This window comes from Actinomadura sp. NPDC048955 (assembly GCF_040649435.1).
GTDB lineage: Bacteria > Actinomycetota > Actinomycetes > Streptosporangiales > Streptosporangiaceae > Spirillospora > Spirillospora luteofluorescens.
Genome location: NZ_JBEZJI010000016.1, coordinates 119,734 through 146,318 on the forward strand (window position 1 = coordinate 119,734; position 26,585 = coordinate 146,318).

General features: G+C 74.7%; 29 protein-coding genes. 12 read left to right on the forward strand and 17 right to left on the reverse strand.

The features are described from left to right. The first annotated feature begins 79 nt into the window (after positions 1 to 79). Genes AB0C84_RS18125 through AB0C84_RS18135 form a run of 3 tightly spaced genes read left to right on the forward strand, consistent with a single transcriptional unit; the run spans position 80 to position 2,321 of the window. A complete protein-coding gene (locus tag AB0C84_RS18125; protein WP_361067252.1) occupies positions 80 to 964 on the forward strand; it encodes a universal stress protein in 885 nt (294 codons plus the stop codon). Continuing rightward, complete coding sequence (locus AB0C84_RS18130) at positions 961 to 1,458, forward strand: flavodoxin domain-containing protein (protein WP_258941628.1); 498 nt, start codon at positions 961 to 963, stop codon at positions 1,456 to 1,458. Before AB0C84_RS18125 ends, AB0C84_RS18130 begins: the two co-directional genes overlap by 4 nt. Then, positions 1,455 to 2,321, forward strand: coding sequence for a universal stress protein (locus tag AB0C84_RS18135; protein WP_361067256.1), 867 nt, complete (start codon positions 1,455 to 1,457; stop codon positions 2,319 to 2,321). The genes AB0C84_RS18130 and AB0C84_RS18135 overlap by 4 nt, the downstream gene beginning before the upstream one ends. A 92-nt stretch (positions 2,322 to 2,413) precedes the next feature. On the opposite strand, the gene AB0C84_RS18140 is transcribed toward AB0C84_RS18135, so the two are convergent. Further along, complete coding sequence (locus tag AB0C84_RS18140; RefSeq protein WP_179842539.1) at positions 2,414 to 3,103, reverse strand: response regulator transcription factor; 690 nt, start codon at positions 3,101 to 3,103, stop codon at positions 2,414 to 2,416. 194 nt (positions 3,104 to 3,297) lie between these two features. On the opposite strand from AB0C84_RS18140, the gene AB0C84_RS18145 reads away from it, so the two are divergent. Continuing rightward, positions 3,298 to 4,305: a hypothetical protein gene (locus AB0C84_RS18145; RefSeq protein ID WP_361067260.1), complete on the forward strand. Its 1,008-nt coding sequence runs from the start codon at positions 3,298 to 3,300 to the stop codon at positions 4,303 to 4,305. Here AB0C84_RS18145 and AB0C84_RS18150 read toward each other — a convergent pair. Then, complete coding sequence (locus AB0C84_RS18150) at positions 4,286 to 4,720, reverse strand: pyridoxamine 5'-phosphate oxidase family protein (protein ID WP_361067263.1); 435 nt, start codon at positions 4,718 to 4,720, stop codon at positions 4,286 to 4,288. The two genes, AB0C84_RS18145 and AB0C84_RS18150, sit on opposite strands and share 20 nt — an antisense overlap. 92 nt (positions 4,721 to 4,812) lie before the next feature. Here AB0C84_RS18150 and AB0C84_RS18155 point away from each other — a divergent pair, with 92 nt between their 5' ends. Then, positions 4,813 to 6,534, forward strand: a complete 1,722-nt coding sequence (locus AB0C84_RS18155; protein ID WP_361067266.1) for a GAF domain-containing sensor histidine kinase — start codon at positions 4,813 to 4,815, stop codon at positions 6,532 to 6,534. A 28-nt stretch (positions 6,535 to 6,562) separates the two neighbouring features. Here AB0C84_RS18155 and AB0C84_RS18160 read toward each other — a convergent pair whose 3' ends face one another. Beyond that, on the reverse strand, positions 6,563 to 7,147 hold the full coding sequence (locus AB0C84_RS18160; protein ID WP_218905113.1) for a hypothetical protein: 585 nt from the start codon (positions 7,145 to 7,147) through the stop codon (positions 6,563 to 6,565). A 238-nt stretch (positions 7,148 to 7,385) separates the two neighbouring features. Between AB0C84_RS18160 and AB0C84_RS18165 the strand changes: the two genes are divergently transcribed. Next, positions 7,386 to 7,949, forward strand: coding sequence for a hypothetical protein (locus tag AB0C84_RS18165; protein ID WP_258941634.1), 564 nt, complete (start codon positions 7,386 to 7,388; stop codon positions 7,947 to 7,949). An 80-nt stretch (positions 7,950 to 8,029) separates the two neighbouring features. Here the strand turns inward: AB0C84_RS18165 and AB0C84_RS18170 are convergent, their stop codons facing one another. The 7 genes from AB0C84_RS18170 to AB0C84_RS18200 all read right to left on the reverse strand — a co-directional run bounded on the left by AB0C84_RS18170 (position 8,030) and on the right by AB0C84_RS18200 (position 13,977). Then, positions 8,030 to 9,508, reverse strand: a complete 1,479-nt coding sequence (locus tag AB0C84_RS18170; protein WP_361067270.1) for an AAA family ATPase — start codon at positions 9,506 to 9,508, stop codon at positions 8,030 to 8,032. Positions 9,509 to 9,513: 5 nt separating this feature from the next. Then, complete coding sequence (locus AB0C84_RS18175) at positions 9,514 to 10,200, reverse strand: CBS domain-containing protein (protein WP_258941636.1); 687 nt, start codon at positions 10,198 to 10,200, stop codon at positions 9,514 to 9,516. Further along, positions 10,197 to 10,673, reverse strand: coding sequence for a universal stress protein (locus tag AB0C84_RS18180; RefSeq protein ID WP_361067274.1), 477 nt, complete (start codon positions 10,671 to 10,673; stop codon positions 10,197 to 10,199). Before AB0C84_RS18180 ends, AB0C84_RS18175 begins: the two co-directional genes overlap by 4 nt. 112 nt (positions 10,674 to 10,785) lie before the next feature. Beyond that, entirely contained in the window at positions 10,786 to 11,565 is a 780-nt protein-coding gene (locus AB0C84_RS18185) for a sulfite exporter TauE/SafE family protein (RefSeq protein WP_361067277.1), read from the reverse strand. A gap of 33 nt (positions 11,566 to 11,598) precedes the next feature. Further along, positions 11,599 to 12,183, reverse strand: coding sequence for a rhodanese-like domain-containing protein (locus AB0C84_RS18190; protein WP_179842529.1), 585 nt, complete (start codon positions 12,181 to 12,183; stop codon positions 11,599 to 11,601). A 44-nt stretch (positions 12,184 to 12,227) separates the two neighbouring features. Beyond that, positions 12,228 to 13,613 carry an MBL fold metallo-hydrolase gene (locus tag AB0C84_RS18195; protein ID WP_361067280.1) on the reverse strand — a complete coding sequence of 462 codons (1,386 nt, stop codon included), beginning with the start codon at positions 13,611 to 13,613 and terminating at the stop codon, positions 12,228 to 12,230. A gap of 100 nt (positions 13,614 to 13,713) precedes the next feature. Then, positions 13,714 to 13,977: a metal-sensitive transcriptional regulator gene (locus AB0C84_RS18200; RefSeq protein WP_173392307.1), complete on the reverse strand. Its 264-nt coding sequence runs from the start codon at positions 13,975 to 13,977 to the stop codon at positions 13,714 to 13,716. A 182-nt stretch (positions 13,978 to 14,159) separates the two neighbouring features. Between AB0C84_RS18200 and AB0C84_RS18205 the strand changes: the two genes are divergently transcribed. The 3 genes from AB0C84_RS18205 (at position 14,160) to AB0C84_RS18215 (ending at position 16,028) form a co-directional block, all read left to right on the forward strand. After that, positions 14,160 to 14,573: an OsmC family protein gene (locus tag AB0C84_RS18205; protein ID WP_361067283.1), complete on the forward strand. Its 414-nt coding sequence runs from the start codon at positions 14,160 to 14,162 to the stop codon at positions 14,571 to 14,573. A gap of 96 nt (positions 14,574 to 14,669) precedes the next feature. Further along, positions 14,670 to 15,515 carry a universal stress protein gene (locus AB0C84_RS18210; RefSeq protein WP_361067286.1) on the forward strand — a complete coding sequence of 282 codons (846 nt, stop codon included), beginning with the start codon at positions 14,670 to 14,672 and terminating at the stop codon, positions 15,513 to 15,515. Between the two features lie 36 nt (positions 15,516 to 15,551). Further along, entirely contained in the window at positions 15,552 to 16,028 is a 477-nt protein-coding gene (locus tag AB0C84_RS18215; RefSeq protein WP_361067289.1) for a cyclic nucleotide-binding domain-containing protein, read from the forward strand. 64 nt (positions 16,029 to 16,092) lie between these two features. Here the strand turns inward: AB0C84_RS18215 and AB0C84_RS18220 are convergent, their stop codons facing one another. The 5 genes from AB0C84_RS18220 to AB0C84_RS18240 form a co-directional block, all read right to left on the reverse strand. Then, the gene (locus tag AB0C84_RS18220) at positions 16,093 to 16,938 is read right to left on the reverse strand and encodes a universal stress protein (protein WP_361067292.1); all 846 of its coding nucleotides are present in this window, start codon (positions 16,936 to 16,938) and stop codon (positions 16,093 to 16,095) included. A gap of 25 nt (positions 16,939 to 16,963) precedes the next feature. Beyond that, complete coding sequence (locus AB0C84_RS18225) at positions 16,964 to 17,188, reverse strand: hypothetical protein (RefSeq protein ID WP_179842523.1); 225 nt, start codon at positions 17,186 to 17,188, stop codon at positions 16,964 to 16,966. A 141-nt stretch (positions 17,189 to 17,329) separates the two neighbouring features. Continuing rightward, entirely contained in the window at positions 17,330 to 18,103 is a 774-nt protein-coding gene (locus tag AB0C84_RS18230) for an FAD:protein FMN transferase (protein WP_361067296.1), read from the reverse strand. Further along, positions 18,096 to 18,536, reverse strand: a complete 441-nt coding sequence (locus AB0C84_RS18235; RefSeq protein WP_258941645.1) for an FMN-binding protein — start codon at positions 18,534 to 18,536, stop codon at positions 18,096 to 18,098. Before AB0C84_RS18235 ends, AB0C84_RS18230 begins: the two co-directional genes overlap by 8 nt. 14 nt (positions 18,537 to 18,550) lie before the next feature. Next, positions 18,551 to 19,909 (reverse strand): ferredoxin reductase family protein, encoded by a 1,359-nt coding sequence (locus AB0C84_RS18240; protein ID WP_361067299.1) that lies wholly within the window; start codon positions 19,907 to 19,909, stop codon positions 18,551 to 18,553. Positions 19,910 to 20,023: 114 nt separating this feature from the next. Here AB0C84_RS18240 and AB0C84_RS18245 point away from each other — a divergent pair, with 114 nt between their 5' ends. Together AB0C84_RS18245 and AB0C84_RS18250 are read left to right on the forward strand one after the other, a co-directional pair. Then, positions 20,024 to 20,770, forward strand: a complete 747-nt coding sequence (locus tag AB0C84_RS18245) for a response regulator transcription factor (protein ID WP_281382070.1) — start codon at positions 20,024 to 20,026, stop codon at positions 20,768 to 20,770. Continuing rightward, positions 20,767 to 22,218, forward strand: coding sequence for a HAMP domain-containing sensor histidine kinase (locus tag AB0C84_RS18250; RefSeq protein WP_361067304.1), 1,452 nt, complete (start codon positions 20,767 to 20,769; stop codon positions 22,216 to 22,218). The genes AB0C84_RS18245 and AB0C84_RS18250 overlap by 4 nt, the downstream gene beginning before the upstream one ends. A 1-nt stretch (position 22,219) precedes the next feature. Here AB0C84_RS18250 and AB0C84_RS18255 read toward each other — a convergent pair whose 3' ends face one another. Further along, positions 22,220 to 22,558, reverse strand: coding sequence for a hypothetical protein (locus AB0C84_RS18255; protein WP_361067307.1), 339 nt, complete (start codon positions 22,556 to 22,558; stop codon positions 22,220 to 22,222). 109 nt (positions 22,559 to 22,667) lie between these two features. Continuing rightward, positions 22,668 to 23,786, reverse strand: a complete 1,119-nt coding sequence (locus tag AB0C84_RS18260) for a class I tRNA ligase family protein (RefSeq protein ID WP_361067310.1) — start codon at positions 23,784 to 23,786, stop codon at positions 22,668 to 22,670. Positions 23,787 to 23,936: 150 nt separating this feature from the next. Here AB0C84_RS18260 and AB0C84_RS18265 point away from each other — a divergent pair, with 150 nt between their 5' ends. After that, complete coding sequence (locus tag AB0C84_RS18265) at positions 23,937 to 26,579, forward strand: GNAT family N-acetyltransferase (RefSeq protein WP_361067313.1); 2,643 nt, start codon at positions 23,937 to 23,939, stop codon at positions 26,577 to 26,579. Positions 26,580 to 26,585: the final 6 nt, after the last annotated feature.

Consider the following 26,585-nt stretch of genomic DNA (forward strand, 5'->3'; position numbering starts at 1 on the left):
GTCCCGGCGTCGGCGGACCCACGCCTCTGACCGCCCGCCGCGGGGGTTGTGAGGCTTGGACATCTGGAGGTGGAAGACGATGGACGGACCACATGTCCTGGTCGGGTTCGACGGTTCCCCCGCCGCCGGGCGCGCCCTGCGCTGGGCGGCGCGGGAGGCGTCCCTGCGCGGTGTGCCCCTGCGGGTCTGCCACGCCTGGAACTGGCCCTATCCCGCGGGGCCGCAGGGGGACGAGGCTCTGGAGATCGTCCGCGGTATGGGCGTCATCGCCCTGGAGGACGGGGTCCGGATCGCCCAGGAGACCGCCCCCGGTCTGGACGTGCGGTCGCTGCTGTCCAAGGGAACGCCGCCCGCCGCGCTGCTGGCGGCGTCGCGGGACGCCGAACTGATCGTGGTCGGCGCCCGCGGGGCGGGCGGGTTCGACCGGCTGCCGCTCGGCTCGACCGCCGTCCACGCCCCCGCGCACGCCGACCGCCCCGTCGTCGTGGTGCCCGCCCACGAGCCGGCGCCGTCCGGGAAGCGGATCGTCGTCGGCATCGACGGGTCGCCCGCGAGCCAGGCCGCGCTGAGGTTCGCCCTGTGCGAGGCCGCGCTCTGGCACGCGTCGGTGACGCTGGTGTGCGCGTGGTGGGACCCCGCCACCCTCCCGGGCCCGGACCGGCTGCCGTTCAGCGATCCGCAGGCGCTCAAGGAGCAGGCCAAGGCGCGGTTCGCCGCGGCGGTCGCGCCCGCCCTCGCCGCGCACCCCGAGATCGCCGTCGAGCGGCGCTTCGTCCTGGAGCGGGCGGGGCGCGTCCTCGCCGACGAGGCCCGGGACGCGATGCTGCTCGTGGTCGGCGTCCGCGGGATCGGATCGTCCCCCAAGACCATGCTCGGCGCCGTCACGCGGTTCGTGCTGCACGAGGCGCCGGGTCCGGTCGCGGTCGTCCACGACCGCGACCCGCACGCGAAGGAGCCGTCATGATCCGGGTACTGGTGGCGTTCGCCTCCGAGCGCGGAGGGACCGCCGAGATCGCCGAATGGGTGGGCGCCGCGCTGCGCGATGCGGGCGTGACGGCCGACGTGCGCCCCGCCGGAGAGGTCGAGAGCCTCGACGGGTACGACGCCGTCGTCGTCGGCGGCGCCCTGTACGTCGGGCGCTGGCACCGGGAGGCGCGCCGCTTCGTCCGGCACCACGCGGACGGGCTGGCGCACCGGCCGGTGTGGCTGTTCAGCAGCGGCCCCCTGGACCGGAGCGCGCAGGAGCGCGCGATCGATCCCGTGCCCGGCGTCGCCAAGTTCGCCCGCCGGGTCCACGCCCGGGGGCACGCGACCTTCGGCGGGCGGCTCGCTCCCGACGCCCGGGGCTTCATGGCCGCCAAGGTCGCCCGGACGGCGTCCGGGGACTTCCGCGACCGCGACCGCGTCGGCGCGTGGGCCGCCGGCATCGCCCGCGACCTGCGGAGCGTGACCGTATGAACAGGATCATCGTCGGGGACGACGGTTCGGAGCCGAGCCTGCTCGCGGTCGACTGGGCCGCCGACGAGGCCGCCCGCAGGGGCGCGTCGCTGCACGTCGTGTACGTGGTCACGCCGTGGCTCTTCGACGTGCCCACCGATCCGGGCGCGGCCCGCGTCCGCGAGCAGCTGCTGGACGGCGGGCGGGACATCGTCGAGTCCGCCGTGGCCCGCGCCCGCGACCGCGTTCCGGGCCTGGAGGTGACCGGCGAGCAGACCGGCGGGCAGCCCGCCAAGGTGCTCGTGGAGCGGGCGCGCGACGCGCTGATGGTCGTGACCGGCTCGCGCGGGTCGGGCGGCCTCTCGGGGCTGCTGGTGGGCTCGGTGGCGATGCAGGTCGCGACGCACGCCGCGTGCCCGGTGGTGGTCGCCCGGGCCTCGAACGCGGACCCGCGGGGGGACGTCGTGGTCGGGGTGGACGGTTCCCCGGCGGGCGCGGACGCCGTCGGGTTCGCCTTCGAGGAGGCGTCCGTGCGCCGGGTGCGGCTGCGCGCGCTGACGGCCTGGTCGCATCCGGTCCCCTCGGGCCGGGGTGACATGCAGCCCCTCGTCTACGACCGCGCCGTCGTCGCCGCGGAGGAGGAGCGCGTCCTCGCCGAGTCGCTCGCCGGATGGTGGTCCAAGTACCCCGATGTCGAGGTCGTGTCCGAGGCCGTCAACGGCCGGGCGGCGAAGGTGCTGGCGGGCGCGTCCGTCCACGCGGGCCTGCTGGTCGTCGGCTCCCGGGGGCACGGCGGCTTCGGCGGGCTCCTGCTGGGGTCGGTCGGCCACGCGATGCTGCTGCGGGCCCACTGCCCGGTCGCCATCGTCCGTGGACGGGGATGAGCTCGTCCGTGGACGGGAATGAGCTCGTCCGTGGACGCGAGTGAGCGCAGGCCTGGCCCGGCCGCCCCCCAGGGACCCGGCCGGGCCAGGGCTCAGTCGCGCCCCTGCCTGGACTGGGCGCCGTCGGCCTTGAGCTGCGCGGCCAGTGCGGCGGCCTGGGTGCGGCGGCTCATGCCGAGCTTGGCGAAGATGTTCGAGATGTAGTTCTTGACCGTCTTCTCGGCGAGGAAGAGGCGCTCGCCGATCTGCCGGTTGGTCAGGCCCTCGCCGATGAGTTCCAGGATGTGGCGCTCCTGCTCGGTCAGGCCCTTGAGCGGGTCGCTCTTCTCCTGGCGGGTGCGGAGCCGTTCGAGCATGCGGGCCGTGCTGCGGGGGTCGAGCAGGGACTGGCCGGTGGCGACGGTGCGGACGGCGCCGACGAGGTCCGAGCCGTGGATCTGCTTGAGGACGTAGCCGGCCGCCCCCGCCATCACCGCCTCGAACAGGGCGTCGTCGTCGTCGAAGGAGGTCAGCATCAGGCACGCCAGCTCCGGCAGCTGGGAGCGCAGTTCGCGGCAGACGCTCACGCCGTCACCGTCGGGCAGGCGGACGTCCAGGACGGCCACGTCGGGCCGGACGGCGGGGATCCGCGCCAGCGCCTCGGCCGCCGTGCCGGCCTCGCCGATGACCTCGATGTCGTCCTCGGCGGACAGCAGCGCGGCCACCCCGCGGCGGACGACCTCGTGGTCGTCCATCAGAAAGACCCGGATCGTCCCCGCGTTGCCTGGCGTCTGGGCGGTCATGGTTCTCCTCGGTCCGGTGGTGACGGAATGGACGCTACCCCGGCGCCCGGCCTTTCCCCAGCCAGCGGACGTCCCCCGCGCTGGGGACCAACGTCCCGAACCGGCACGCGTCCCCGTGCCCCTCGGGTGGACCTTCGGCCCTGCCGCGGGTGCGGGGCCGCTGATGGGGTGAAGAGTGGAGGAAGGAGCGATTCATGCAAACCAGGTACAGGACTTCCGCGGACATCGCGGACGACATACGGCGTGCCGTCGAGGACGCGCTGTGGGCGCCGTCGGTGCACAACACCCAGCCGTGGCGGTTCGGCGTGCGCGGCTCGCGCGTCAGCCTCCGCGCCGACCCGGACCGGCGCCTGGGCGTCGCCGACCCGAACGGCCGGGAAATGCTGATCAGCTGCGGGGCCGCGCTGTACAACCTCAAGCTGTCGCTGCGCGCGCAGGGCTACGCCCCCGTCGTGCTGCTGCTGCCCGATCCGGACCGCCCGCACCTGCTCGCCGACGTGAATCTGGAGCCCGATGAGCCGGCGGACCGGCAGACTCTCCGGGAGCACGCGCAGATCCGGCGCCGGCGCAGCCATCGGGGCGCGTTCCGCCCCGAAACCCTCCCCGCCGGGATGCTCACGGCCATGCGCTACGACGTCGAGCGCGAGGGCGCCCGGCTGATCGAGGCCGTCGACCGGAACGTCAAGGGGGCCCTGGCCGCCCTGACCGACGCGGCCGAGCACATCCAGCGCCGCATGCCCGCGTACGCGACGGAGATCGGCCGCTGGGCGCCCTCGCCCAGGACGGCCCGCAAGGACGGCGTTCAGGAAGGCGCCTACCCCAGGCAGACTCCCGAGACCAGCCCGCACTTCCCCGCCCGCGACTTCGCGCGCGGCCAGGGCTGGGGCGCCGAGCCCGCGCACCCGGAGGGGGCGGCGGTGGCGGGAGTGGCGCTGCTCCTGGTCTCCGACGGAGACGGGCCCGCCGACTGGCTGCGCACGGGTCAGGCGCTCCAGCGGGCGCTGCTGAGGGCGGCCGAGAGCGACCTGGCGGCCGCCTTCCACACCCAGGCCCTCGAAGTGCCGGAGCTGCGCGCGTTCATCCGTGCCCAGTTCTGCCGGGACGCCTACCCCCAGATGCTCCTGCGCATCGGGGCACCGGAGGGGGAGAGGCTGGACACCGTCCGCCGGTCCATCGCCGACATCATGGTTGAGGAGCCCTGAGCGAGGCACGGTCGGGGATGCGCCGTCCCGTGATGAGCCGTGGCCGGATGACGATGAACCGGTCGCGCTCACCGGGCGCCCAGCTTCGGAGCGGAAGAGCGGAGAGCCGGTCGATCTCGGCGGGCTCGGTGGCACGGCGGGCCGGCCCCACGGTGACCACCGACCAGCCTCTGCCGGCCTCCGGGTCGATTTCGTCGATCTCGAAGGCGACGATGGTGTCGGAGGCGGCGGTGGCCAGCCGGGAAGCCGGAGACGTCTTCACCACGATGTGCTCGCCGTCGAAGACGAAGTTGACCGGCTGTACGGTGGGCAGTGCCTGGAGCGTGAACACGATCCGGCCGATCGTCGATCGGCGCAGCAGGAAACGGCATTCCTCCTCATCGAGGATCTCCATGCCGCTGTGGTCGAGATGCATAACCTCCAGGGTGGAGCACCGGTGACCAAGGTCATCAGGGACTAAGGTCCCTGACCTGACTTCTCGGCCCCGGGCAGGGTAATACTGGGTCTGTGGCTCATGATTCGGGCGGCGGCCCCGACAAGGCGCGGCTCATCCTGCCGCAGCTGCAGCTGGACGATCTGCTGTCGGAGCTGCAGTCGCGGCTGGAAGCGGCACGATCGACCCGGGACCGCGTGCACGCGCTGCTGGAGGCCGTGGTCTCGATCGGCAGCGAGCTGGACCTCGAGTCGGTGCTGCGGCGGATCACCGAGGCGGCCACCACCCTCGTCGACGCCCGGTACGGCGCCCTCGGCGTCATCGGTGAAGAGGGCGAGCACCTGGTGCAGTTCGTCACCGTGGGGGTCAGCGAGGAGGAGATCGAGGCGATCGGCCACTGGCCGCACGGGCACGGGATCCTGGGCCTGCTGATCCGGGAGCCGCGCTCGCTGCGGCTCCCGGACCTCGGGGACCACCCCGCATCCAGCGGCTTCCCGGCCAACCATCCGCCGATGCGGACGTTCCTGGGCGTCCCGATCCGCGTGCGGGACGAGGTGTTCGGCAACCTCTACCTGACCGAGAAGGCCGGCGGCGGCCAGTTCGAGGAGGAGGACGAGGTCGTGGTGATCGCGCTGGCTACGGCGGCCGGCGTCGCGATCGAGAACGCCCGCCTGTACCAGGAGACGCGCCGGCGCGAGCGGTGGCTGGAGGCGTCGGCCGAGATCTCCACCGCGCTGCTGTCGGGCACCGACCCCCACGAGGTGACGAACCTGGTGGCGCAGCGGGCACAGGAGATCGCCGAGGCCGAACTCGCGACCGTGGCGCTGGTGGACGAGACCAGCCGGCAGTTCGTGGTCGAGGCCGCCCGCGGGGAGGGCGCCGACCGGTTGGAGGGGCTGCGGGTGCCGCTGGAGCACTCGGTGGCCGGGCGGGTGTACACCGACGGAACCGCCCTGCGGCTGGTCGACGGGGAGAAGGCGGCGCGCGAGGCGAAACTGCCCACGCGCATACCGATCGGTCCGCTGCTGGTCGTACCGCTCGGGCTCGGTTCGTCGGCGCGGGGAGTCCTCTCGGTGGTCAACGCGCCCGGCGGGGCGCTGTTCTCGGAGGGGACGCAGCGGCTGCTGGAGGCGTTCGCGGGGCAGGCGGCGGTGGCCCTGGAGCTGGCCGAGCGCCGCAGGGACGCCGAGAGGCTGGCCCTGCTGGAGGACCGCGACCGGATCGCCAAGGACCTGCACGACACCGTCATCCAGCGGCTGTTCGCGACCGCGATGGGGCTGATGGCGGCGATCAAGATCACGCAGAAGCGGGAGGTCGCCGTCCGGGTGCAGCGGGCGGTGGACGACCTGGACGACACCATCCGGCAGATCCGCTCGTCCATCTTCGCGCTGCAGGGCCCCGAGACCGACGAGACGTCGCTGCGCAGCCGGGTGCACGCGCTGGCCGACAGGGCGGCGGAGCACCTCGGGTTCGCGCCCTCGGTGCGGCTGGACGGCCTGCTGGACACCTCGGTCGACGAGGAGACCGGTGAGCAGCTCCTCGCGGTCGTGCGGGAGGCCCTGTCGAACGTCGCCCGGCATGCTCACGCCACCGAGACGTCTCTGAACATCGACGTCGGGGACGACGTCACGGTACGGGTCGAGGACAACGGCGTCGGCATCACCGACGGCGGCCGCCGCAGCGGGCTCCGCAACATGGAGGCCCGGGCGGAGGGGCTGGGCGGCACGTGCACCGCCGGGCGCCGCCCAGAGGGCGGCACGGTGCTGGTCTGGTGCGTCCCGCTCAAGCCCGCCTGACCCTCCGCGGGGACCTGGCCCACAGTGGTCAGGGACCGGTGCGGTGGTGGTCGAGGCGCGCCCATTCGGCGTCCCACAGCCGGTACCGGAGCCGGTCGCAGCGTGCGCGGACGAGCCAGTAGAGGCAGAGCACGGGCAGTCCGGTGGCGAGGGCCATGCCCGTCCCGGCCACCGCGGTGTGGATGACCGTCTGCGCGTGCCGGCGGGGCGGCGTGATCGAGACGCCGTCGGGCCCGGCCCACAGGATGAGGCGCTCCCCGACACCGGCCCCCCGCCACGTCGTGTAGTCGCCGGTCCGCCGCGTCCCGTCGGGGTCGGTCCAGGCGACCGTGACCGTGCGTCGGCCTCCCGGGTCCTGGACCTTCACGATGGTGGCCTCGACGCGGTGCCGGGTGGCGGCCTGCTGCCGCTCGGCCCGCACGCCCGAGCCGTAGGCGGACGCGACGGCATGGGAGAGCAGCGGTGGCGTCGCGCTGAGGAAGACGATGAGCAGCAGCAGCCCGAGCCGCCACTGGATCCGGTCCACATCGCGCCGCAGGTCGTTGCGGTCGAAGCCGCAACCGCGACGCCAGCGGTTGATCCGTGCTGTCCAGCGGCCGGTCCGTGCTCGCATGGTCGTCGCTCCCATGACGCCGTCCCTTCACCTTCCTTCCATCACGACGCTACGCATCGGCCCCCTGAGGGGGCAGAGACGGAAGCCCCGCGCGGGCGGGACCTCCCGGGTCTTCCTGCCCGCCGCACGGGGGACCTTGGTCCCGCGAATCGTGCGCCGAACGTACCTACAGGCCAAGGGCGGATCAGGATTGAGTCATGGGTGACGAGATCATCGATGCGATGGAAGGTGAGTGGCGATGGCACTCTCCGAGCACAAGACCCACGTCGGACGGGACACCCTGATCCGGGTCGTGACCCCCAAGCCGCTGACCGAGTCGCACGCCGCCCGTTACGCCTGGGCCGCCGCGCGCTTCGCGCTCGGCTGGGTCTTCCTGTGGGCGTTCCTGGACAAGACCTTCGGGCTGGGCCACGAGACCCCCGCCGCCAAGGCGTGGATCGACGGCGGCAGCCCGACCGAGGGGTTCCTGGCGCACGCGACCGCCGGGCCGTTCGCCGGTTTCTACCACGACATCGCGGGAGCGGGCTGGGCCGACTGGCTGTTCATGATCGGGCTGGCCGGCATCGGCGCCGCGCTCATCCTGGGCGTGGGCATGCGTATCGCCGCCGCGGCGGGCGCCGCCCTGCTGGTGATGATGTGGTCGGCGGTCCTGCCCCCGGAGAACAACCCCTTCATGGACGACCACCTGGTCTACGCCATCCTGATCATCGGACTGGCCCTGGTCAGCGCCGGTGACACCCTGGGCCTCGGCCGCTGGTGGGGCGGGACCCGCCTGGTCGAGCGCCTCCCCTTCCTCAAGTGACCTGATCCGCGGCACGAGGGGCGCTCCCCGAGAGCGCCCCTCGTACGCATGTCCGGGGGGCAGGTCGAGCGGCGCGAGGGTCAGGCAGGGCGCGGCGCTGGGGAACGGTCCGGCGGACCGGCGGGGTGGACGGCGGCGAGGGCCTGCTCGACGGCGCGGGGGAGGGGGCCGCCGGTGTCGACGGCGGTCGATCCGGGCCAGGGCGCGGAGTCCGCGCGCATGGCGGCGGCGATGCCCGCGTCGGCGTCGGAGGCGCCGCGGGGGCGGGTCCGCATCCGCTCGGCGCAGACGGCCTCCGGCGCCTCGCAGCGCAGCGACGTCAGGTGCGCGTGCTCCTGCTCGGCGACGGCGGCGAGGAGCTCCCGGTTCGCTTCGGACGTCCAGGACGCGTCCAGGATGACCGTCTCGCCCATCCGGAGCAGCCGCGCGGCCCGCGCGGCCATCTCGCGGTAGGTGCGCCGGCCCCACTCCGGGGTGTAGATACCGGAGCCGTAGGGCGCGGCCGCCGGGTCGGCGGGCGCCAGCCCGGCGAGCTCCTTGCGGATCCGGTCGCTGCCGAGCACCGTGCAGCCGAGCCGGTCGGCCAGCGCGCCGGCCAGGGAGGTCTTCCCGGTGCCCGGGAGCCCGCCCACCATGATCAGGCCGACGCGGCCGGCGCGCAGATGGCGCAGCGCGACGCCGGCATAGGCGCGGGCCTCGGCGGCGGCGTCGGGCGCGCCCTGGCCATGGCGCAGGCAGGCCACCTTGGCGCGGACGAAGGCGCGGTAGGCCACGTAGTGGTGGCGCAGCGAGGACGGGGCCGGGTCGGCGGCGTACTCGGCGTACCAGCCGAGGAAGCGTTCCGCGTGCTCGGTGGCGCCGAGGCGTTCGAGGTCCATCGCCAGGAACGCGGCGTCGTCCAGACCGTCCAGGTAGCGGAGCCGCTCGTCGAACTCCAGGCAGTCGAGGATCCGCGGGCCGTCGTCCAGGCAGAAGACGTCGCCGGCCAGCAGGTCGCCGTGCCCGTCGACCACGCGGCCGTCGGCGATGCGCGCGTCGAACAGGGGCTCGCGGCCCGCGAGGAACTCGTCCGTGAGGTCCTCGGTCTCGGCGGCGGCCCCGGCGTCCAGGACGGTGCCGTGGAACGGCCCGGCCTGCTCGAAGCTGTCATGCCAGCGGCCCCGGACGGCGTCCCGGGTCTCCTCGGCCGCGATGCGGGGGCCGCGCGGCGCCCTGGCGTGCCAGGCGGCCAGGATCCGGGCGGTGTCGCGCAGCGCGTCCCGCACCGGGGCGCCGGCCTCGACCAGGGTGGACAGGCGCCGGTCGGCGGGCATCCGCCGCATCACGACCAGGTGGTCACAGGGGTCGCCGTCGGGCCCGAGCACGTCGGCGACCCCGAGGTAGACGTCGGGGGCGAACCGCCGGTTCAGCCGGACCTCCTCGTGGCACGCGCGCTCGCGCAGCTCACGGGTGCTGAAGTCCAGGAACCCGAGGTCCACCGGCTTCTTCAGCTTGTAGGCGCGGTCCCCGGTGAAGAAGACCACGCCGATGTGCGTCTCGGCGACGGCGGCGTTCCCCATAGGCCTCAGGGCCCCGGGTAGGGGGCGGAACCGGTGTCGTCGTAGTCGTGACCGAGGTTGTCGACGACGTCGACGACGCCTTCCGTCGCGGCGGCCATGCGCACCATGATCGGGATCAGGCTCTTCCGCTCGACGCGCCCGGTGAGGTGGACGACCCCCTCCTGGACGCGGACGTGCACCTCGGCCGGGTCCTGCCAGAGCCTGCTGATCAGGACGTCGTCGATGATCTCGTCGCGGATGTCGGAGTCGGAGCGGTGGAACACCGAGAGCAGGTCGCGGCGGGCCACGATCCCGGCGAGCCGGCCGTCCCTGACGACCGGCACGGCCTTGAACCCGTGGGCGTTCAGCAGGCGGGCGGCCTCGGCGACGGGGGTGGTCGGCGCGACGGTGACGACCGGCGTGCTCATCAGCCCGCGGGCGTCCGCGGCGGCCGCCTTGGCCTGCGCCCCGGCCCGGCCCTGGGCATGGCGCCGCAGCCTGGACCGGCGCGGTCGCGTGCCGTCCCCGTACTCCTGCTTGCGCAGGAGGTCGGCCTCGGTGACGATGCCGGTGAGCCGGCCGCCCTCGCCCATGACGGGCACCGCGCTGATGCGGCGCTCGGCCATCGCGTCGGCGATCTCGGTGAAGGGGGTGTCCTCGGAGACCGTCACCACGTTCCTGGTCATGACGTCCCCGACCGTGCGACGTTTCATGACTTCCCTCCCGGGGTTCGCCGGGGGCCTCCGAGGTTCTCGCCGGCGGCGGCCCTCTGGTCCGCGCAGATCACGACCTCGCACCGCGCCCGCTCCCGCACGACCGGGACGGTGTCGCCGCCGAGCGGGTTGCCGTGCTCTGAGTGCGACCGAGCACCGACCACCAGCATTTCGGCGCGGTCGGCCGACTTGGCCAGCACCACGCCGGGCTCCCCGTGCAGGACGCGCAGCCGGGTGGTCAGGTGCCGGGAGCGGGGGATCAGGCGGGCGACCAGGCGGCGCAGCCGCAGCCACTCCCTGATGGAGTGGAACGGGCGCCGTACCGGCGCGTCGCCGGGCTCCACGACGCGGATCACGTCCAGGCGCGCGTGCCGTTCGGAGGCCTCGCGGGCGGCCCGGCGCAGCGCGGCCATGGAGTTGGGGGAACCGTCCACCCCGACGACGACGGACCGTTGTTCGGGCACGACCCACATCAGCGACCTCCCTCAGACACCCCCACCCTTCCGGCCGGGACGTGCCGCGGGTCAGTGCCGAGCGTCCCCCCGAACGGGGACTTTTGGCCCGATCCGGGCATCCAGGGCGGGCTCAGCCGGTGGCTCCCGGATGGAAGAGGGCCTGCGCGGCGACGAAGGCCGCGACGGCGAAGACCAGGTAGGCGAACCAGCGCCGCAGCCGGTCGGCGTCCAGGCGCCGCGCGAGGCGGGCGGCGGCGAGCGACCCGGCGACCGCCGCCAGGGTGAACGCCGCGATGACGCCGTAGTCCAGCGTCGCGTCCCCGGCGTGCGCGGCGAAGCCGGCGATCGAGTTGACCACCACGATGACCAGCGAGGTGCCGACCGCGGCGGCCATCGGCAGGCCGAGCCCGACGACCAGGGCCGGGATGATCAGGAAGCCGCCGCCGACGCCGAACAGCCCGGTCAGCACGCCGACGGCCGCGCCCGCGCCGATCGACTTCGGCAGGCAGGAGCGCCAGTCGACCCCGCCGCCGGGAAGGGCGCACGCCCCGCCGATCCGGTCGCCTCCGGCCAGCATCCGCCAGCCCGCCGCCACCATGAGCGCCGCGAAGCCGAGCAGGACGACCTGGTCGGGCAGAAGCCGGTTCAGGGCGGCGCCGCCGAAGGCGGCCGCCGCTCCGGCGGCGCCGAACACGCCGGCGATCCGCCAGCGCACCTGCCCGGCGTGCACGCGGGGCAGCGCGGCCGTGGCCGAGGAGATGCCCACGACCAGCAGGGACGCCGGGACCGCCGAGACCAGTGGCAGGCCCGCGCCGTAGACGAGGGCGGGGACGGCGAGGATGGAGCCGCCGCCGCCGAGCAGCCCGAGCAGGACGCCGATGAGGGCGCCGAGGACGAGTGCGGTCAGCATGCGTTCACCTCCCTGGCGGGCGTGGGCGGGGGGTCACGAACGGTCCGAGGCCAGGGCGCTCAGGACCGCGGCCATGTCGCACTTCGGCCCGCGGTTGTAGGGGAGCTTGGACAGGGCCATCCCCATGGCGCAGGTGTTGGACAGGGCGGCGAAGGTGAGGCCGCCGCCGATGGCCGCGGCGAGCCACTTGGCGCGCGGGACGGTCGTGCTGGTCAGCACCGACCCGAGCACGATCGACCCGGCGACCAGGCGGACCTGGCGCTCCAGGTCCCAGCGCGGGCGTCCCGCGGAGACCGCCTCGCCCGCGGCCTGCCAGGCGCCGATGCCGCCGTGCAGGACGCGCAGGTTGGGCAGTCCCGCGGTGGCCAGCGCCTGCGAGGCCTGGCCGGCCCGCTGCCCGGAGCGGCAGACGAGCACCACCTGCTCGTCGAGGTGGGCGCGCAGTTCGGCGCGGTGCTCGCGCAGCAGGTCGAGCGGCACGTTGTAGGAGCCGGGGATGTGGCCGGTCTCGAACTCGCCCGGCGTGCGGACGTCGATGAGCCGCGGCCGGTCGTCGGAGTCCAGCAGTTCGCGCAGGGCGGGGACGTCGACGGTGGACGCGGTGGGCGGGGTGGTCACGAAGTCTTCTCCCGTGTGTCGTGATTGTGGGTGGTCGGTGCGGTTCAGCGTTCGGTGATGGCGAGGCCCGCGGGCGCGGCCTCGGAGTAGGCGTCGTCGATGTGCACGGTCCGGCGTCCGGCCCGCTGGAGCAGGCTGGTCGCCGCGGCGGCCCGGTAGCCGGAGCCGCAGTGCACCCAGACGGTCCCGTCGGGCAGTTCGTCCAGCCGGTCGGCCAGCTCGGGCAGCGGGATGTGGACCGCGCCCTCGATGTGACCGTCCCTCCACTCGTTGGTCATGCGCACGTCCAGCACGGCGTCCGGGGCCGGCAGGTGCCGGGGGACGCGGCCGGAGCGGGCGGCGGCCAGGTCGGTGAACGTCGCGACGGGCGTCTCCCGCAGCCGGGAGGCGTCGCCGCCGGCCCACTGCTCGGGCTCCCCGGAGGAGGCCGCGGCCGGGCGGTCGATGCCGATGCGCGCCAGCTCCCGCTGGGCGGCGGCGATCTGCTCGGGGCTGTCGCCGAGCAGGGTGAGGGGCGCGCCCCAGGGCGCCAGCCAGCCGAGCCACGTCGACATCGCGCCGTCCAGGCCGAAGCTGAGGGTGCCGGCCAGGTGCCGCTGGGCGAAGGCCTTGCGGGAGCGCAGGTCGATGACCCATTCCCCGGCGGCGATGCGGTCGCGCAGCTCGGCGGGGTCGGCGGTCCGCGCGGGCGTGAGGTCGAGCAGGTCGGCGCCGGCGCTGTTGCGGACGCCCATGTGCGCGTAGTAGGCGGGGTAGGCGTCGAGCCCGTCCAGGGTCTGGGTGACGAAGTCATCGGCCTCCAGCCGCAGCGCGGGGTTGGCCCGCCGTTCCTGGCCGATGGTCGAGGACGCGGCGTCGGACTGGCTCGCCGAGCAGAAGCTTCCGAACCCGTGCGTGGGCCAGACGTGCGCGCCGTCGGGCAGCAGGTCGGCCAGCCTGCGCGCCGACGCGTGCTGCCGCTCGGCCAGCAGGTGGGCGTGCTCGGTGCCGAGGAGGTCGGTGCGGCCGGTGGTGCCGAACAGCAGCGACCCGCCCGTGAAGACCCCTTCGGGCCCGCCGGGGCCGGACAGGACGTAGGAAACGTGGTGGAAGGTGTGCCCGGGGGTGGCGACGGCGCGGATGCGCAGCGCGTCGGATACGGCGATCTCGTCGCCGTCGGCTATGGCGGTCCGGTCGAACTCGACGTTCTCGTCGGCCGAGATGAGGTACGCGGCTCCGGTCGCCTTGGCCAGGGCCAGCCCGCCGGAGACGTAGTCGTTGTGCAGGTGGGTCTCGGCCACGTGCGTGATATGGACGTCCAGCCGCCCGGCCAGGGCCAGGAAGCGGTCGATGTCGCGCTGCGGGTCGACCACCAGCGCCACCCGCCCGTCGTGGGCGAGGTAGCTGCGGTCGCCCAGGGACGAGGTCTCGACTACCTGGACATGTGCCATCTGCGTTCAACTCCTTATACCCCGGGGGGTATCCGTGGGTCAGATCGAGGCCATGGTCGTACCCCCTCACCGGTCGGTGAGGGCGGCCCTCCCGCCGTTCTCAGGAAAGGGCGAGGAAGAGTTTCTCCAGGCGCTCGGCGCTGATCGGCGGCTTCTCGCCGCGGTCGGCCGCCGCCTGGCAGTGCCGCAGCCCGGTTGAAATGATCTTGAAACCGGCCCGGTCGATCGCCTTCGACACGGCCGCCAGCTGGGTCAGCACCCGCTCGCAGTCGTCGGCGTTCTCGATCATCGAGATCACCCCGCCCAGCTGGCCGTGCGCCCGCCGGAGCCGGGTCAGCGCGTCCGCCAGGGCGGTCGCGTCCATCTCCAGATGCTCCACCTTCCACCTCCGTCGCCCACCATACCCCCTGGGGTATCCGTTCGCGCGTGAGGTACCTCACCCCCGCACCGGGACCTCCGGCAGGACCTTCGGCTCTACCTGCGAAGACTCCCGAAACCGAGACTGGGGCCAAGCGAGAGGAACCGCCAGCAGAGGAGGTGGCACCGATGAGCGAGATGCTGGTCGTCCACCGAGAGGACGACGCCTTCGCGGTGATCGTCCGCGACCACGTGATCCACGTGGACCAGCCGTACACGGCGGGAGGGATGGACGCCGGGCCGACGCCGGTCGAACTGTTCGTGGCGTCCCTCGCCGCGTGCACGGCGCACCACGCCCGGCGCTACCTGAAGGCGCGCTGCCTGCCCGCGAACGGGCTGGAGGTCGCCGTCGACTACGTGATGAGCCCGGAGGGCCCCGCCCGGGTGACGCGCGTCGACCTGCGCCTGCGCCCTTCCGTCCGGCTGCCCGACCGGGACGTGGGCGGGCTCATGGCCGCCGTCATGGCCTGCACGGTCCACAACTCGATCCTCGCCGCCCCGCGGATCGGCGTGAGCCTGGAGGCCGAGGTCACGGCCGCCTGACCGGACGCCAGAGGTCCCGCCGCCGAGGGCCGTTCGGCCCTGGGGGACGGGCCCCGCGGACGGTGAGACTGAGGCGGACCCGAGGAGGAGGGCGTCATGACCCACGTGGTCGTCGGATACGACGGAACGAGTGAGAGCGAGCGCGCTCTGCGCTGGGCGGTGGAGGAGGCCAGGCTCCGGCGGGAGCCGCTGACGGTGGTCCACGCGTGGCAGTGGCCGTATCCGATCCGCTCGATGGACCGCGAGGGCGTGGCCATCGTCCACCGGATGGGGGAGCACACGCTCGACCAGGGCGTGGCGCTGGCGAACGACCTCGCCCCTGGCGTGAAGGTGCGCAAGCACCTGGAGACCGGCGGGCCCCACGCGGCCCTGCTGAACCAGGGACCGGACGCCGAGCTCATCGTCATCGGCTCGCACCCGCCGGAGGAGACGCCCGTCGGGTCCACCGCCCTGCGGGTGCCGGCCCGGGCCGCCGTCCCCGTCGCGGTCGTCCGCTCGTCCGCCGCGCGCGACGGCCTGGTGGTCGTGGGCGTGGACGGCTCCCTGGGCGCCGACGGGGCGCTGGCGTTCGCGTTCGAGGAGGCGGCGCTGCGCGGCTGGCGGCTGCGCGCGGTTTACGGGTGCTGGGAGCCCGGCGCCGCCCCCGGCGGGGACCTCTCGCTGTTCGACGACGAGGACAAGCTCCGCCACGTGTGCGGGGCCGTACTGGAACGCGCGGTCGCGCCCTGGCTCGTCAAGTACCCGCTCGTCCAGGCCGCGACGTCGCTGGTGCTCAGGTCGCCCCGGGAGGCACTGCTGGAGGCGGCGGAGGACGCGACGCTGACGGTGGTGGGCGCGCGCGGCACCGGCGCCGTCAAGCCGCTGACGCTCGGCGCGACGAGCGACGCGCTGCTCAAGCACGCGCCCTGCACGGTCACGATCGTCCCCCAGCGGGTCGGATGACGCAGGGCGGCGGAGAACACCGAAGGTAGGCGAGCCATGAGCATGGTGACCGCGGCCGATCTGGCCCGCGAACCGTTCTTCGACGGTATGCGGAGCCCGGATCTGACCAGGCTGGCTAAGGCGGCCAGGCGCACCGACATCCCCGCGGGCCGGCGCATGTTCGCGGAGTCCGCCGCGGCGGAGCGGTTCTGGCTCCTCCTCGACGGGAGCGTGGCCGTCGACATGCGCGTCCCCGAGGGCGGGACGCTCGTCATCGACACCTTCGGGCCGGGATCGGTGGTGGGCTGGTCATGGCTGTTCCGTCCGCACCGGTGGCGGTTCGGCGCGGTCGCGAGCACGCCGGTCCAGGCGATCGAGTTCGACGGCCGGCTGGTCCGGACGCTGAGCGCGGTCGACCCCGCGCTCGGCTACGAGCTGACGCGCCGCTTCGCCGAACAGGTCGTGGGCCGCCTGGAGGCCACCCAGACCCGGCTGGCCGAGGCCGCCCCCGAGACCCTGGGACGGGCGGTGTGACCGACGGCCGCCCCCGCGGCTCCGCCAAGGGCGGGATCGCTCCGGGGGCGGCCGCGCCGTCGCGTCAGTCGCCGCGGGGGCGGACGACGGCGACGGGGCAGTGCGCGTGGTGGATCACACCGTGGCCGACCGACCCGAGCGGGAACGACCGGCCCCGGGACCCGACCACGAGCAGGTCGGCCTCGGCGGAGGCCTGCGCGAGCATCTGGACCGGGTGGCCGACGACCACGTCCTCGACGACCTTGAGGTCCGGGTGGCGCCCGCGCCACGGCGCCAGTGCCGCCGCCAGGCGTTCGTAGCGGCCGCCGGCGGCGAGCTGCGCGTCCACTTCGACGGCGTGCGCGGCGGGCCGCCAGGCGTGCAGCACCCGCAGCCGGGAGCCCCGGACGGCGGCCGCGGCGAACGCGTGGTCGAGCGCGGGCGCGGGGTCCTCGGCCAGGTCCAGCCCCACCACCACCTCGCCGAGGGGGGTGTCCGAGTGGCCGCGGACGATGATCACCGGGCCCGGGAAGTGCCCGGCCAGGTGCAGGCCGGTGGAGCCGAGCAGCAACGAGGCGAAGCCGCCCCGGCCGCGGTGGCCGACGACGACCTCGGCGGCCTCGCCGGCGTAGTGCCGCAGGCCGCCCGCGACGGTCCGGTCGTGGACGAGCATCGTCTCGACCTTGAGGCGGGGGTGCCGCAGGAGGGCCGTGTCCCGGCCGGCGCGCAGTACCGGGTTCCAGGCGTCCACGAGCGATGCCCGGTCTCCGCCCGTGTTCCCGGGCGCGGTCTTCGTGGGGGTCTCCAGGACGTGCAGGATGTGCAGTTCCTTATCGAGCCGCGCGGCCTCGTCCGCAGCCCAGCCGATGGCGCGGTCGGAGGGGGTGGACCCATCGGTTCCGACCAGGATCGCCGTTCGTTCCGTAAACATGTGCTTCTCCAGGGGGATCGGGGGGTCAGTGCCCGGTGGCGGGCGCCAGCGGCGGGAGCAGGAGCAGCTCGTGCGCCTGCCGTGCCGTCGGCGCCGTGTCGCCGAGCTCGGAGGTGTCCAGGGGAGTGCCCTCCAGGGCGGTGGCGAGAAGCCGGGCCGCTTCGGCGAGCGCGGCCACCTGCCGCTCCAGCACCGCGACGCGATGCTCCAGGGCCGGGACGGACGAACCATGGGAGATCTGCCTCGCCATCGCGAAGCTCCTTAAAGCTCGGCGAGCCGCCCCGGTGGCGGCCACGGTGCCGACTCAAGCGTCCATTGCATGCCCTGGTCGACCGTAGGGACCTTTGTCCCCGCCTCGACGGCGACGGTCCCCTCGCCCCGGGCCCGGCCCTCAGGCCCGACCGGAAGGAAGCAGGGCGATGTCCTCGAAGCCGGGCGTCCACCACAGGCGGTGCCCGGAGGTCACGCCGAGCGCCTCGATCCCCGGGCGGGCCTCCGTCCAGGCGCGGGCCGCGTCGCCCATCGCGAAGGCCGCGGTGGCGAGGGCGTCGACCTCGGTGAGGTGGCGGCCGGCCAGCGTGACGGAGACGAGGCCCGCGGCGGGACGCCCGGTGCGGGGGTCGAGGATGTGCCGGCCGCGCTCGGCGGTGCCGGAGGTCGCGACGGCGATGTCGTGACCGGCCACGGCGGCGATGAGCCTGCCGGGGTCGCGGGGGTCGGCGACGCCGATCCGCCACGGGTCTCCGGGCCCGGCCTCTCCGCGCGCCTGCACGTCGCCGCCGCCGTTCACGCAGTGGTCGAGCGCGCCTGCGTCGTGCAGGATCGTCGACGCCCGCTCGACCGCCCAGCCCTTGACCACGCCGCTGGGATCGAGCCGGCCGCCCGGCGCGCAGGTGAACGCGCCGCCGCTGACCCGTTCGAACTCCGCGCCGAGGCGCAGGACCTCGGCGACCTCGGGATCGCATTCGGCGAGCCCGACGCGGCCGTCCGCCAGGCGCGAGACCTGGCTGTCGGGGCGGTAGGTGGAGAAGACGCGGTCGACGTGGTGCAGCCAGGCGACCGCCTCCGCGAGGGCCGCGGTGACGGACGGCGAGCGCGGGGTGCGGATGTCGAAGGAGAACACCGTCCCCATCACGTGCTCGACGTGGCGGATCCCCTCACGCACGGGCACTGTCCAGGGCGCTCTGCAGGGACGTGATGTACCCCTCGCTGGTGTAGGTGGCGCCCGAGACGGTGTCGATGTGCGCGCTGCCCGCCGCCAGGGCCTTCTTGGTGAGCTTCGGGAGGGCGAAGGACGCGATCTCGCGGTCGCGGCCGTTCTCCGACGGGGAGCGCAGGACGCGGACGCCGGTGAGGTGGCCGCCCGACATCGTGATCTCGACCTGGACCGGGCCGTAGCGGGTGTCGACGGTCTGCCCCCGGTAGGTCCCGCTCGCCGGGGTCGCTCCGCCGCTCGTCCCGGCGCCGGTCCCGCTGCTGGTCCCGCCGCCCGCGGTGGGCGGCGGTGCGGCGGGGGTCGCCTGATGGTGCGGCTTCAGCGACAGCAGCATCACGACACCCGCGATCGTCGCGCTCGTGGCGAACACGGCTCGGCGCATGTGGTTCGGTCCTCTCAGAACTCGAAGGATTCGGATCGGACGTGGCGGCGCCGCACGCCGGCCTGCTTGAGGGCGCGCTGGGCGGCGGCCATCATGCCGGGCGGACCGCACAGGTAGACGTCCCGGTGCCGGATGTCGGGGACGAGGTCGCGCAGCGCCCGGCCGTCCAGCGACAGGGAGTAGTGGGACGGCTCGTCCACGAAGTAGTGAGCGCGTGCGCCGCGGACGCGGGCGATGTCGTCCAGTTCGCCGCGCAGGGCCAGGTCCTCGGGCCGGCGGGCGAGGTAGACGAGGGTCACGTCGCCGGGCAGGGTCTCGAACAGCGTCCGCAGCGGGGTGATGCCGACGCCGCCCGCGATGAGCAGGGCCCGGTCGTGGTGCGGCCGCGCCCCGGTGAGCCCGCCGTACGGCCCTTCCGCCCAGACCCGCGTCCCCGGGCGGAGCCGGGCCAGCGCCCGGCTGTGGCCCCCGGCCTCCTTGACGGTGATCCGGAGCCGGTGCCCGCGGGGCGGCTCGGACAGCGAGTAGGGGTTGGCCGTCCACCAGAAGCCCGGGGCGAGGAACCGCCAGCGGAAGAACTGGCCCGGCTCGGCGCGCAGCTCGTCCAGGTGGCGGCCGCTCATGTAGACCGAGACGACGCCGGGGGCCTCGGTGTGGACGGCGGTGACCCGCAGCCCGTGCCGGACGCCTCGCACGGCGGGCATCAGGAACCGGAACCAGACGAGGGTGACGGCGACGCCGATGTACAGGGTGTACCAGGCCGCCTTCGCCCAGGGCGATCCGGCGAACTGGGCGCCGTTGGCGAGCTGGTGCGAGAACGCGAGGAAGATGGCGAGGTAGGTCGCGAAGTGCAGGTAGTGCCACGCCTCGTAGCGCATCCGCCGCCGCGCCGCCCGCGCGGAGGTGATCCCGACGCCGAGGAGGAGCAGGAACCCGGCCGTCCCCTTGAGCATCTCGGGGTAGTCGACGATCACCGTCGCCGTCTCGTGGACGACGTCGGTCCGGGCCGTCACCGCGTACCCCCAGATGATCAGGAGGGCGTGCGCCAGCACGAGGCAGACGGTGTACCGGCCGCCCATCGCGTGCCAGCGGGCCAGCCTGTCGGTGCCCACGCCCCGTTCGAGCGCCGGCACGCGGGCCATCAGGGCCAGCAGGACGGCGCACCCGTAGCCCGCCAGGAGCCCGGTGACGCGGCCCGCCTCCGTCAGCCAGCCGTCAAGGCCGGTGACCGAGCCCGTGCTGCGCCACCACATCGCCAGCACCGCGACCGCGCCGGCGTAGATCAGCACCTGCGGCCACCAGTGCGGGACGCGCCACGACGGCCGCCTGACCTGCGGGGTCGGCCGCATGATGTCGTACCTGGTCGTCGTCATGGCGGCCACCCTGCCAACGCAGTTTCTGAGTTCCCTATGACAGCCAGGGGGAAAGCGACTCTCAGAGCCTTTTCAGAGGAAAGGCAGAGGTTGGAGAGGGATGCTGTCCGAACCATGACAAACGACGAAACCGCGGTGGCCGGCCTGACGCGGGGCGACGGGACGCCCGTGCGGGTCCTCGTCGTCGACGACGAACCGGACCTGGCGGAGGTGCTGTCGCGCGTGCTGGCCTCGGAGGGCTGGGCGGTGCGGACGGCGGGCGACGGCGCGGGCGCGCTCGCCGCCGCGCGCGACTTCCTCCCCGACGCCGTCGTGCTGGACGTGATGCTCCCCGACATCGACGGCCTCCAGGTGCTGCGGCGGCTGCGCGCCGACGCGCCCGACGTGTGCGTGCTGTTCCTGACCGCCAAGGACGCCGTCGAGGACCGCATCGCCGGCATCACCGCGGGCGGCGACGACTACGTGACCAAGCCGTTCAGCCTGGAGGAGGTCCTGGCGCGGCTGCGGGGGCTGCTGCGCCGCGCGGGCATGGCGCGGCAGGCCGACGCCGGCCGGCTGCTCACCGTCGGCGGCCTGGCCATGGACGAGGACGCCCGCGAGGTGACCCGCGACGGCGAGGTCGTGGAGCTGACGCCCACCGAGTTCGAACTGCTGCGGTTCCTCATGCGCAACCCGCGCCGGGTCCTCAGCAAGGCCCAGATCCTCGACCGGGTCTGGGACTACGACTTCGGCGGGCAGGCCCACGTCGTCGAGCTGTACATCAGCTACCTGCGCAAGAAGATCGACGCGGGCCGGGCACCGATGATCCACACCGTGCGCGGCGTCGGGTACGTGCTGAAACCGGGACCGGGGGCCTCGTGAGGGGCCCGCGCACGCTGCGGGCCCGGCTCACCGCCGGGCTGCTCGTCCTGCTGGCGCTGAGCTGCCTCGCCGTGGGCATCGCCACCGCGACCGCGCTCGACCGGTTCCTGATGGGGCGGCTGGACGAGCAGCTGACCGCGTCCGGCGGGCGGTTCCCGGCCAGCCTCGAACACGAGCGGCGCCGTGACGCCGACGACCGTCCGGACACCCGGGGCCAGGCGCCGGGGACGTTCGGCGCGCGGCTGTTCGGCGGGAAGGTGACGGAGGCAGCGGTCGTCCGCGACAGCTCCGACGAGCCCGTGCCGCTCGACGCCGGCGACCGGCGCGCCCTCGCCGCCCTGCAGCCCGACGGGCGGGCGCGCTCGCTCGACCTGTCGGCGCTGGAGGAGTACCGGGTGATGGCGCTGCGCGGCGACGACGGGGACGTCCTGGTCACCGGGCTGCCGCTGCGGCCCGCCGAGGAGACGCTGCACCGCGTCATCCTGGTGGAGGCGGTCGTCTTCGCGGCCGTGCTCGCCGCCGGCGGGATCGCGGCCGCTGTCTGGGTCGGGCTGGCCCTGCGCCCTCTGCGGCGCGTCGCCGCGACCGCGTCCCGGGTCACCGAGCTGCCGCTGGCCAGCGGGGAGGTCGCGATGCCCGAGCGCGTTCCGGACACCGACCCCCGCACCGAGGTCGGGCAGGTCGGGGCGGCGCTGAACCGGATGCTCGGCCATGTCGAGAACGCGCTGGCCCGCCGGCACGCCAGCGAGGAGCGGCTCCGCCGCTTCGCCGCCGACGCGAGCCACGAGCTGCGCACCCCCGTCGCCGCGATCCGCGGCCACGCCGAACTCGCCCTGCGCACCACCGAGCCCGTTCCGGCCGGGGTGCGGCACGCGCTGGGGCGGATCGAGGCCGAGTCGGTCCGGATGTCCGAACTGGTCGACGACCTGCTGCTCCTCGCCCGCCTGGACGCCGGCCGCCCGCTGGAGACGGGCCCGGTGGACCTGACCCGCATCGTCCTGGACGCCACCGCCGACGCCCGCGCCGCCGGCCCCCGGCACCGCTGGGAACTGGTGCTCCCGGAGGAACCGGTGACCGTCACCGGGGACGCCCGGCGCCTCCACCAGCTGGTCGCCAACCTGCTCGCGAACGCGCGCGCCCACACGCCTCCCGGGACCCACGTCACCGCGCGACTCACGGTCCGCGGGGGCGCGGCGCTGCTCGACGTGGAGGACGACGGCCCCGGCATCCCGGCCGGCCTGCGCGAGGAGATCTTCCAGCGGTTCGTCCGCGCGGACCAGGGCCGGGCCCGCAGCGCGGGCGGCACGGGACTCGGACTGGCCATCGTCCAGGCGGTGGCCGCCGCCCACGGCGGCCGCGCCGAACTCGTCGAGGGGGAGCACACGCTCTTCCGCGTGACCCTTCCGATCTTCGAGCCCGAACCCCCGCGGACGGGGCCCCGGGACTGACTCACCGCCGCGCCGTGCGGGTGTCCTTGTAGTGGGCCGTGCTCTCCACGCGGGCCCGCAGCCGGGTGCCGGCCAGGCTGATCGCCTCCTGCATCGAGGGGGCCGCGGCGTGGGCGTTGAGCGGCAGGCCGTCGAGGTCCACCCGGAACGAGACCAGGTAGGGGCGGGGCACGGCGGGGTCGTGCAGGACGCTGAGCGCCGCCTTGGCGAACAGGACGGGACGCGGGGCGTGCGCCAGGGCCCGGGCGACGTTCTCGCGGGCCCGCCGCACGTCCTCGCGCGAGACGTCCTTGGTGGTCGTGAACTGGATGTCGAGTTCGTCCGGAGCGATGGCGGGCAACGTGGGCCTCCTCGTTCGTGCGGGCCGGTGTCACCAGCATTCGACCCGTGCGGGGGGCCTCCCCAGGGGCCTTGGTCCCTCCGGACGCGGCCGTTGGGCCGCCGCGGGCTCAGCCGAGGGCCAGGACGCGCGCCGCCATGCGGGCGGTCCGGCCGCCCTCCTGCTCCGCCACGTCGAGCGCCGTCCGCACGTCGAGGTCGTCGAGGAGCGCCCGGGTCACGGCGGCCTCCGCCGCGGGGGAGGAGCCGCCGCGGCCCGCCGCGGCGAGCAGGCGGTCCAGGCCGGCCGCGGCGCGGTCGAGGGCGCCGGGCGTGTAGTCCCACTCCCGCGCCCAGGGCTCGGCGAGCAGCATGAACCGGACGGCCGACGCCGGATGATCCTGGATCAGATCGGACACCAGCACCAGGTTGCCGGTGGACTTGGCCATCTTGGCGCCGTCCCGGCGGACCATCCCGACGTGCAGCCAGGCCCGGGAGAACGGGCGCACGCCGGTCAGGGCCTCGGCCATGGCGGCCTCGTAGGCGTGGTGGGGGAACCGCAGGTCGGCGCCGCCGGCGTGCAGGTCCAGTGCCGGGCCGAAGGTCGTCATGGCCATCGCGGAGCACTCGGCGTGCCAGCCGGGCCGTCCGGCGCTCCAGGGACTGGGCCAGGCCGGCTCGCCCGGCCGCGACGGCCGCCAGAGCGCGACGTCGAACGGGTCCTCCTTGGCGGGGTCGCCCGGTGCGTCGCCGTACTCGGCGAGGAGTTCGCGTGCCCGCCCGTCGTCGAGGCCGGCGCGCCGCGGGACCTCGCCGCCGCGGAAGCGGACCGCGCCGTCCCGGACGTAGGCGTGGCCGGAGGCGAGGAGGCCCTGGGCGAGCGCGACGACCTCGCCGACGTGGTTGTGCGCGCGGGGCTGGTGGTCGACGGCGTGGACGCCGAGAACCTCCAGGTCGCGTTCGAAGTAGAACTGCTGGACGGCGGCGAAGCTGTCGTACGGGCTGCCCGCGCGGTGCGCGGCCTGGTCCAGCACGTCGTCGACGTCGGTGACGTTGCGGCACACGCGCACGTCGCCGCCCGCGTGCCGCAGGACCCGGGCGGCGACGTCGGCCCAGACGAACGTGCGGGCATGGCCGAGGTGGGTCGCGTCGTACGGGGTGATCCCGCAGACGTACATGCGGGCGGGGCCGACGACCGGGAGGGGGCGGCCGCCGATCCGCAGCGTGCGGCCCGGTGAGTTGAGATCCACGAGAGCGCCGTTCCTCACGGTGGCGGGTTTCCTCCATTTCTTCCCCTACGTCCTACCCGGCCGGCCCGTCCGCGCCGGGGGACGAACGTCCCGACGACCGGTGACCTTGGGGCGCTGGCCGGCGGGGCGGTCCCGTCCGACGCTGAGGGCATGACGCAGAGCCTTTCCGGCGCGCGCGTGTTCGCGCTGCTGACCGACGGGACGCAGGTCGAGATCCGGAGTCTGGGCGAGGCGGACCGGGAGGCGGTGCGGGACCTTCACCGCGGCCTGAGCGAGGAGAGCCTCTACCTGAGGTTCTTCGGGCTCAACCGGGCCGTGTCCGAGCAGGTCGCGGGCCGGGTCTGCCGGACGGACGGCGAAGGCCACGCGGCGCTCGGCGCGTGGCTGCACGGCGACCTGGTCGGCGTCGCGGAGTACGAGCCGACCGACGTGCCCGGCGAGGCCGAGTTCGCCATGGTGGTCGCCGACCGGGTGCACCACCGCGGCGTCGGGACGCTGCTGCTGGAGCACCTCGGGTCCCTGGCCCGGGCTCACGGGATCGTGGCCTTCCGCGCCGACACGCTCGCCGAGAACACCGCGATGCTGCGCGTCTTCGCCGACGCCGGGATGGCGGCCCGCCGCCGGTCCTCGGGAGGCGTGGTCGAGCTGACCCTGCCGCTGGTCTCCGACGACCGGTACCTGGACGCGGTGGCCGAGCGGGAGCGGCGCGCGGACGTCGCCAGCCTGGAGCCGCTGATGAGGCCGCGGACGGTCGCGGTCGTCGGCGCGTCCCGGCGGCCGGGGACGGTCGGGGCCGAGGTCCTGCGCAACCTCGTCTCCGCCGGCTTCGGCGGCGCCGTGTACGCGGTGAACCCGCACGCCGCCGGCGGCGACCTGCACGGCGCGCCGTGCGTGGCGGCGCCCGCCGGCCTGCCGGAGCGGCCCGACCTGGTGGTCGTCGCCGTGCCCGCCGGCGCGGTGGTCCGCGCGGCGGCCGAATGCGGGCGGTACGGGGTCCGCGCGCTGGTGGTGATCAGCTCCGGGCTGACCGCCGGCCAGGGACGCGACCTGCTGGCGGTGTGCCGGGAGCACGGCATGCGGCTGGTCGGCCCGAACTGCTTCGGGACGGCCAACACGGCGATCTCCCTCGACGCGACGTTCGGCGCCCGGCATCCCGTCCCCGGGACCGCGGGCGTGGTGGCGCAGTCGGGCGGCGTCGGGATCGCGCTGCTGGAGCAGCTGTCCCGGCTGGGGATCGGCGTCTCCTCGTTCGCCTCGGTCGGCGACAAGTACGACGTCAGCGCGAACGACCTGCTCATGTGGTGGGAGTCGGACGAGACGACGCGGCTCGGGATCCTGCACGTGGAGTCGTTCGGCAACCCGCGCAAGTTCGCCAGGACGGCGCGGCGGGTGGCGGCGCGGATGCCGCTGCTGACCGTCCTCGCCGGGCGGTCGGCGCCCGGCACGCGGGCGGCCGCCTCCCACACCGCGGCCGCCGCGACCCCGGAGATCACCCGCCGGGCCCTGTTCGAGCAGGCGGGCATCGTCGCGACCGACGACCTCGGGGAACTGGTGGACGCCGCGGCGCTGCTGGCGAGCCAGCCGCTCCCGGACGGGCCGCGCGTCGCGGTGGTGTCCAACGCGGGCGGGGCGGGGGTCCTGGCGGCCGATGCCTGCGCCGACGCGGGCCTCGCCGTCCCCGTCCTGGGCCCGGACGCGCAGCGCCGCCTCGCTGGGCTCCTGCCCGAGTGCGCGGCGGTCGCGAACCCCGTCGACACCACGGCCGCGGTCTCCGCCGAGCTGTTCCGGAGCGCCCTGGAGGCGGTCGCCGCTGACGAGTCCGTCGACATCGTCCTGGCGCTCGTGGCGCCGACCGCGCTCGCCGACCTGCGCGGTGCGCTCGGCGGCTGCGGCAAGCCGGTCGCCGCCGTCGTGCTCGGGCAGCCCGAGAGCGTCGTGGTCAACGAGCAGGGCGTCCCCTGCTACGGCTACCCGGAGAACGCCGTCCGGGCGTTCGCCCGCGCCTTCTCCTACGCGCGGCGGCGGGGCGTCCCGCCCGACGCGCCGCCCGCCCTGCCCGGCCTGTTGCCGGTCGAGGCGGCGGGCATCGTCGACGGGTTCCTCGCCACGAGGCCGGAGGGCGGCTGGCTGCCGCCCGTCGAAACCTTCCGGCTGCTGGAGTCCTACGGGCTTCCCCTCGCCCCCTGGTGCTGGGCGCGCACCGAGGACGAGGCCGCATCGGCCGCCCGCGAGATGGGCGTGCCGGTGGCGATGAAGGCCCACGTGCCCGGAGTCGTGCACAAGACCGCCGCCGGAGCACTGCGGCTGGATCTGGACGGCGATCGCGAGGTCCGCGAGGCGTTCCGGAGCCTCGCCGGACGGTTCGGCGACGCCCTGGAGGGCGTCGTGGTCCAGGCCATGGTGGACGAGGGCGTCGAGGTCCTGTGCGGTGCCGTCCAGGAGGAGGTGTTCGGCGCCGTCGTGATCTTCGGTGCGGGCGGCGTCGACGCCGACGCCCTGGCCGACCGCACCGCCCGCCTCGCCCCGCTGACCGCGCGGGAGGCCGACGAGCTGATCCGCGAGCCGCGGCTGTCTGCCCTGCTGCTCGGCCATCCCGCCCGCCCGGCCGGCGACCTCGCCGCCCTGCGCGACGTCCTGCTGCGGCTGTCCAGGCTGGCGGCCGAGCATCCCGAGATCGCCGAGCTCGACCTCAACCCCACCCTCGTCCGGCCGGACGGCGCGGTGGCCGTCGACGCCCGCGTCCGGCTCCTTCCGCGGCGCTCCTGGGACCCCTACCTGCGCCGCCTTCGATGACGGGAA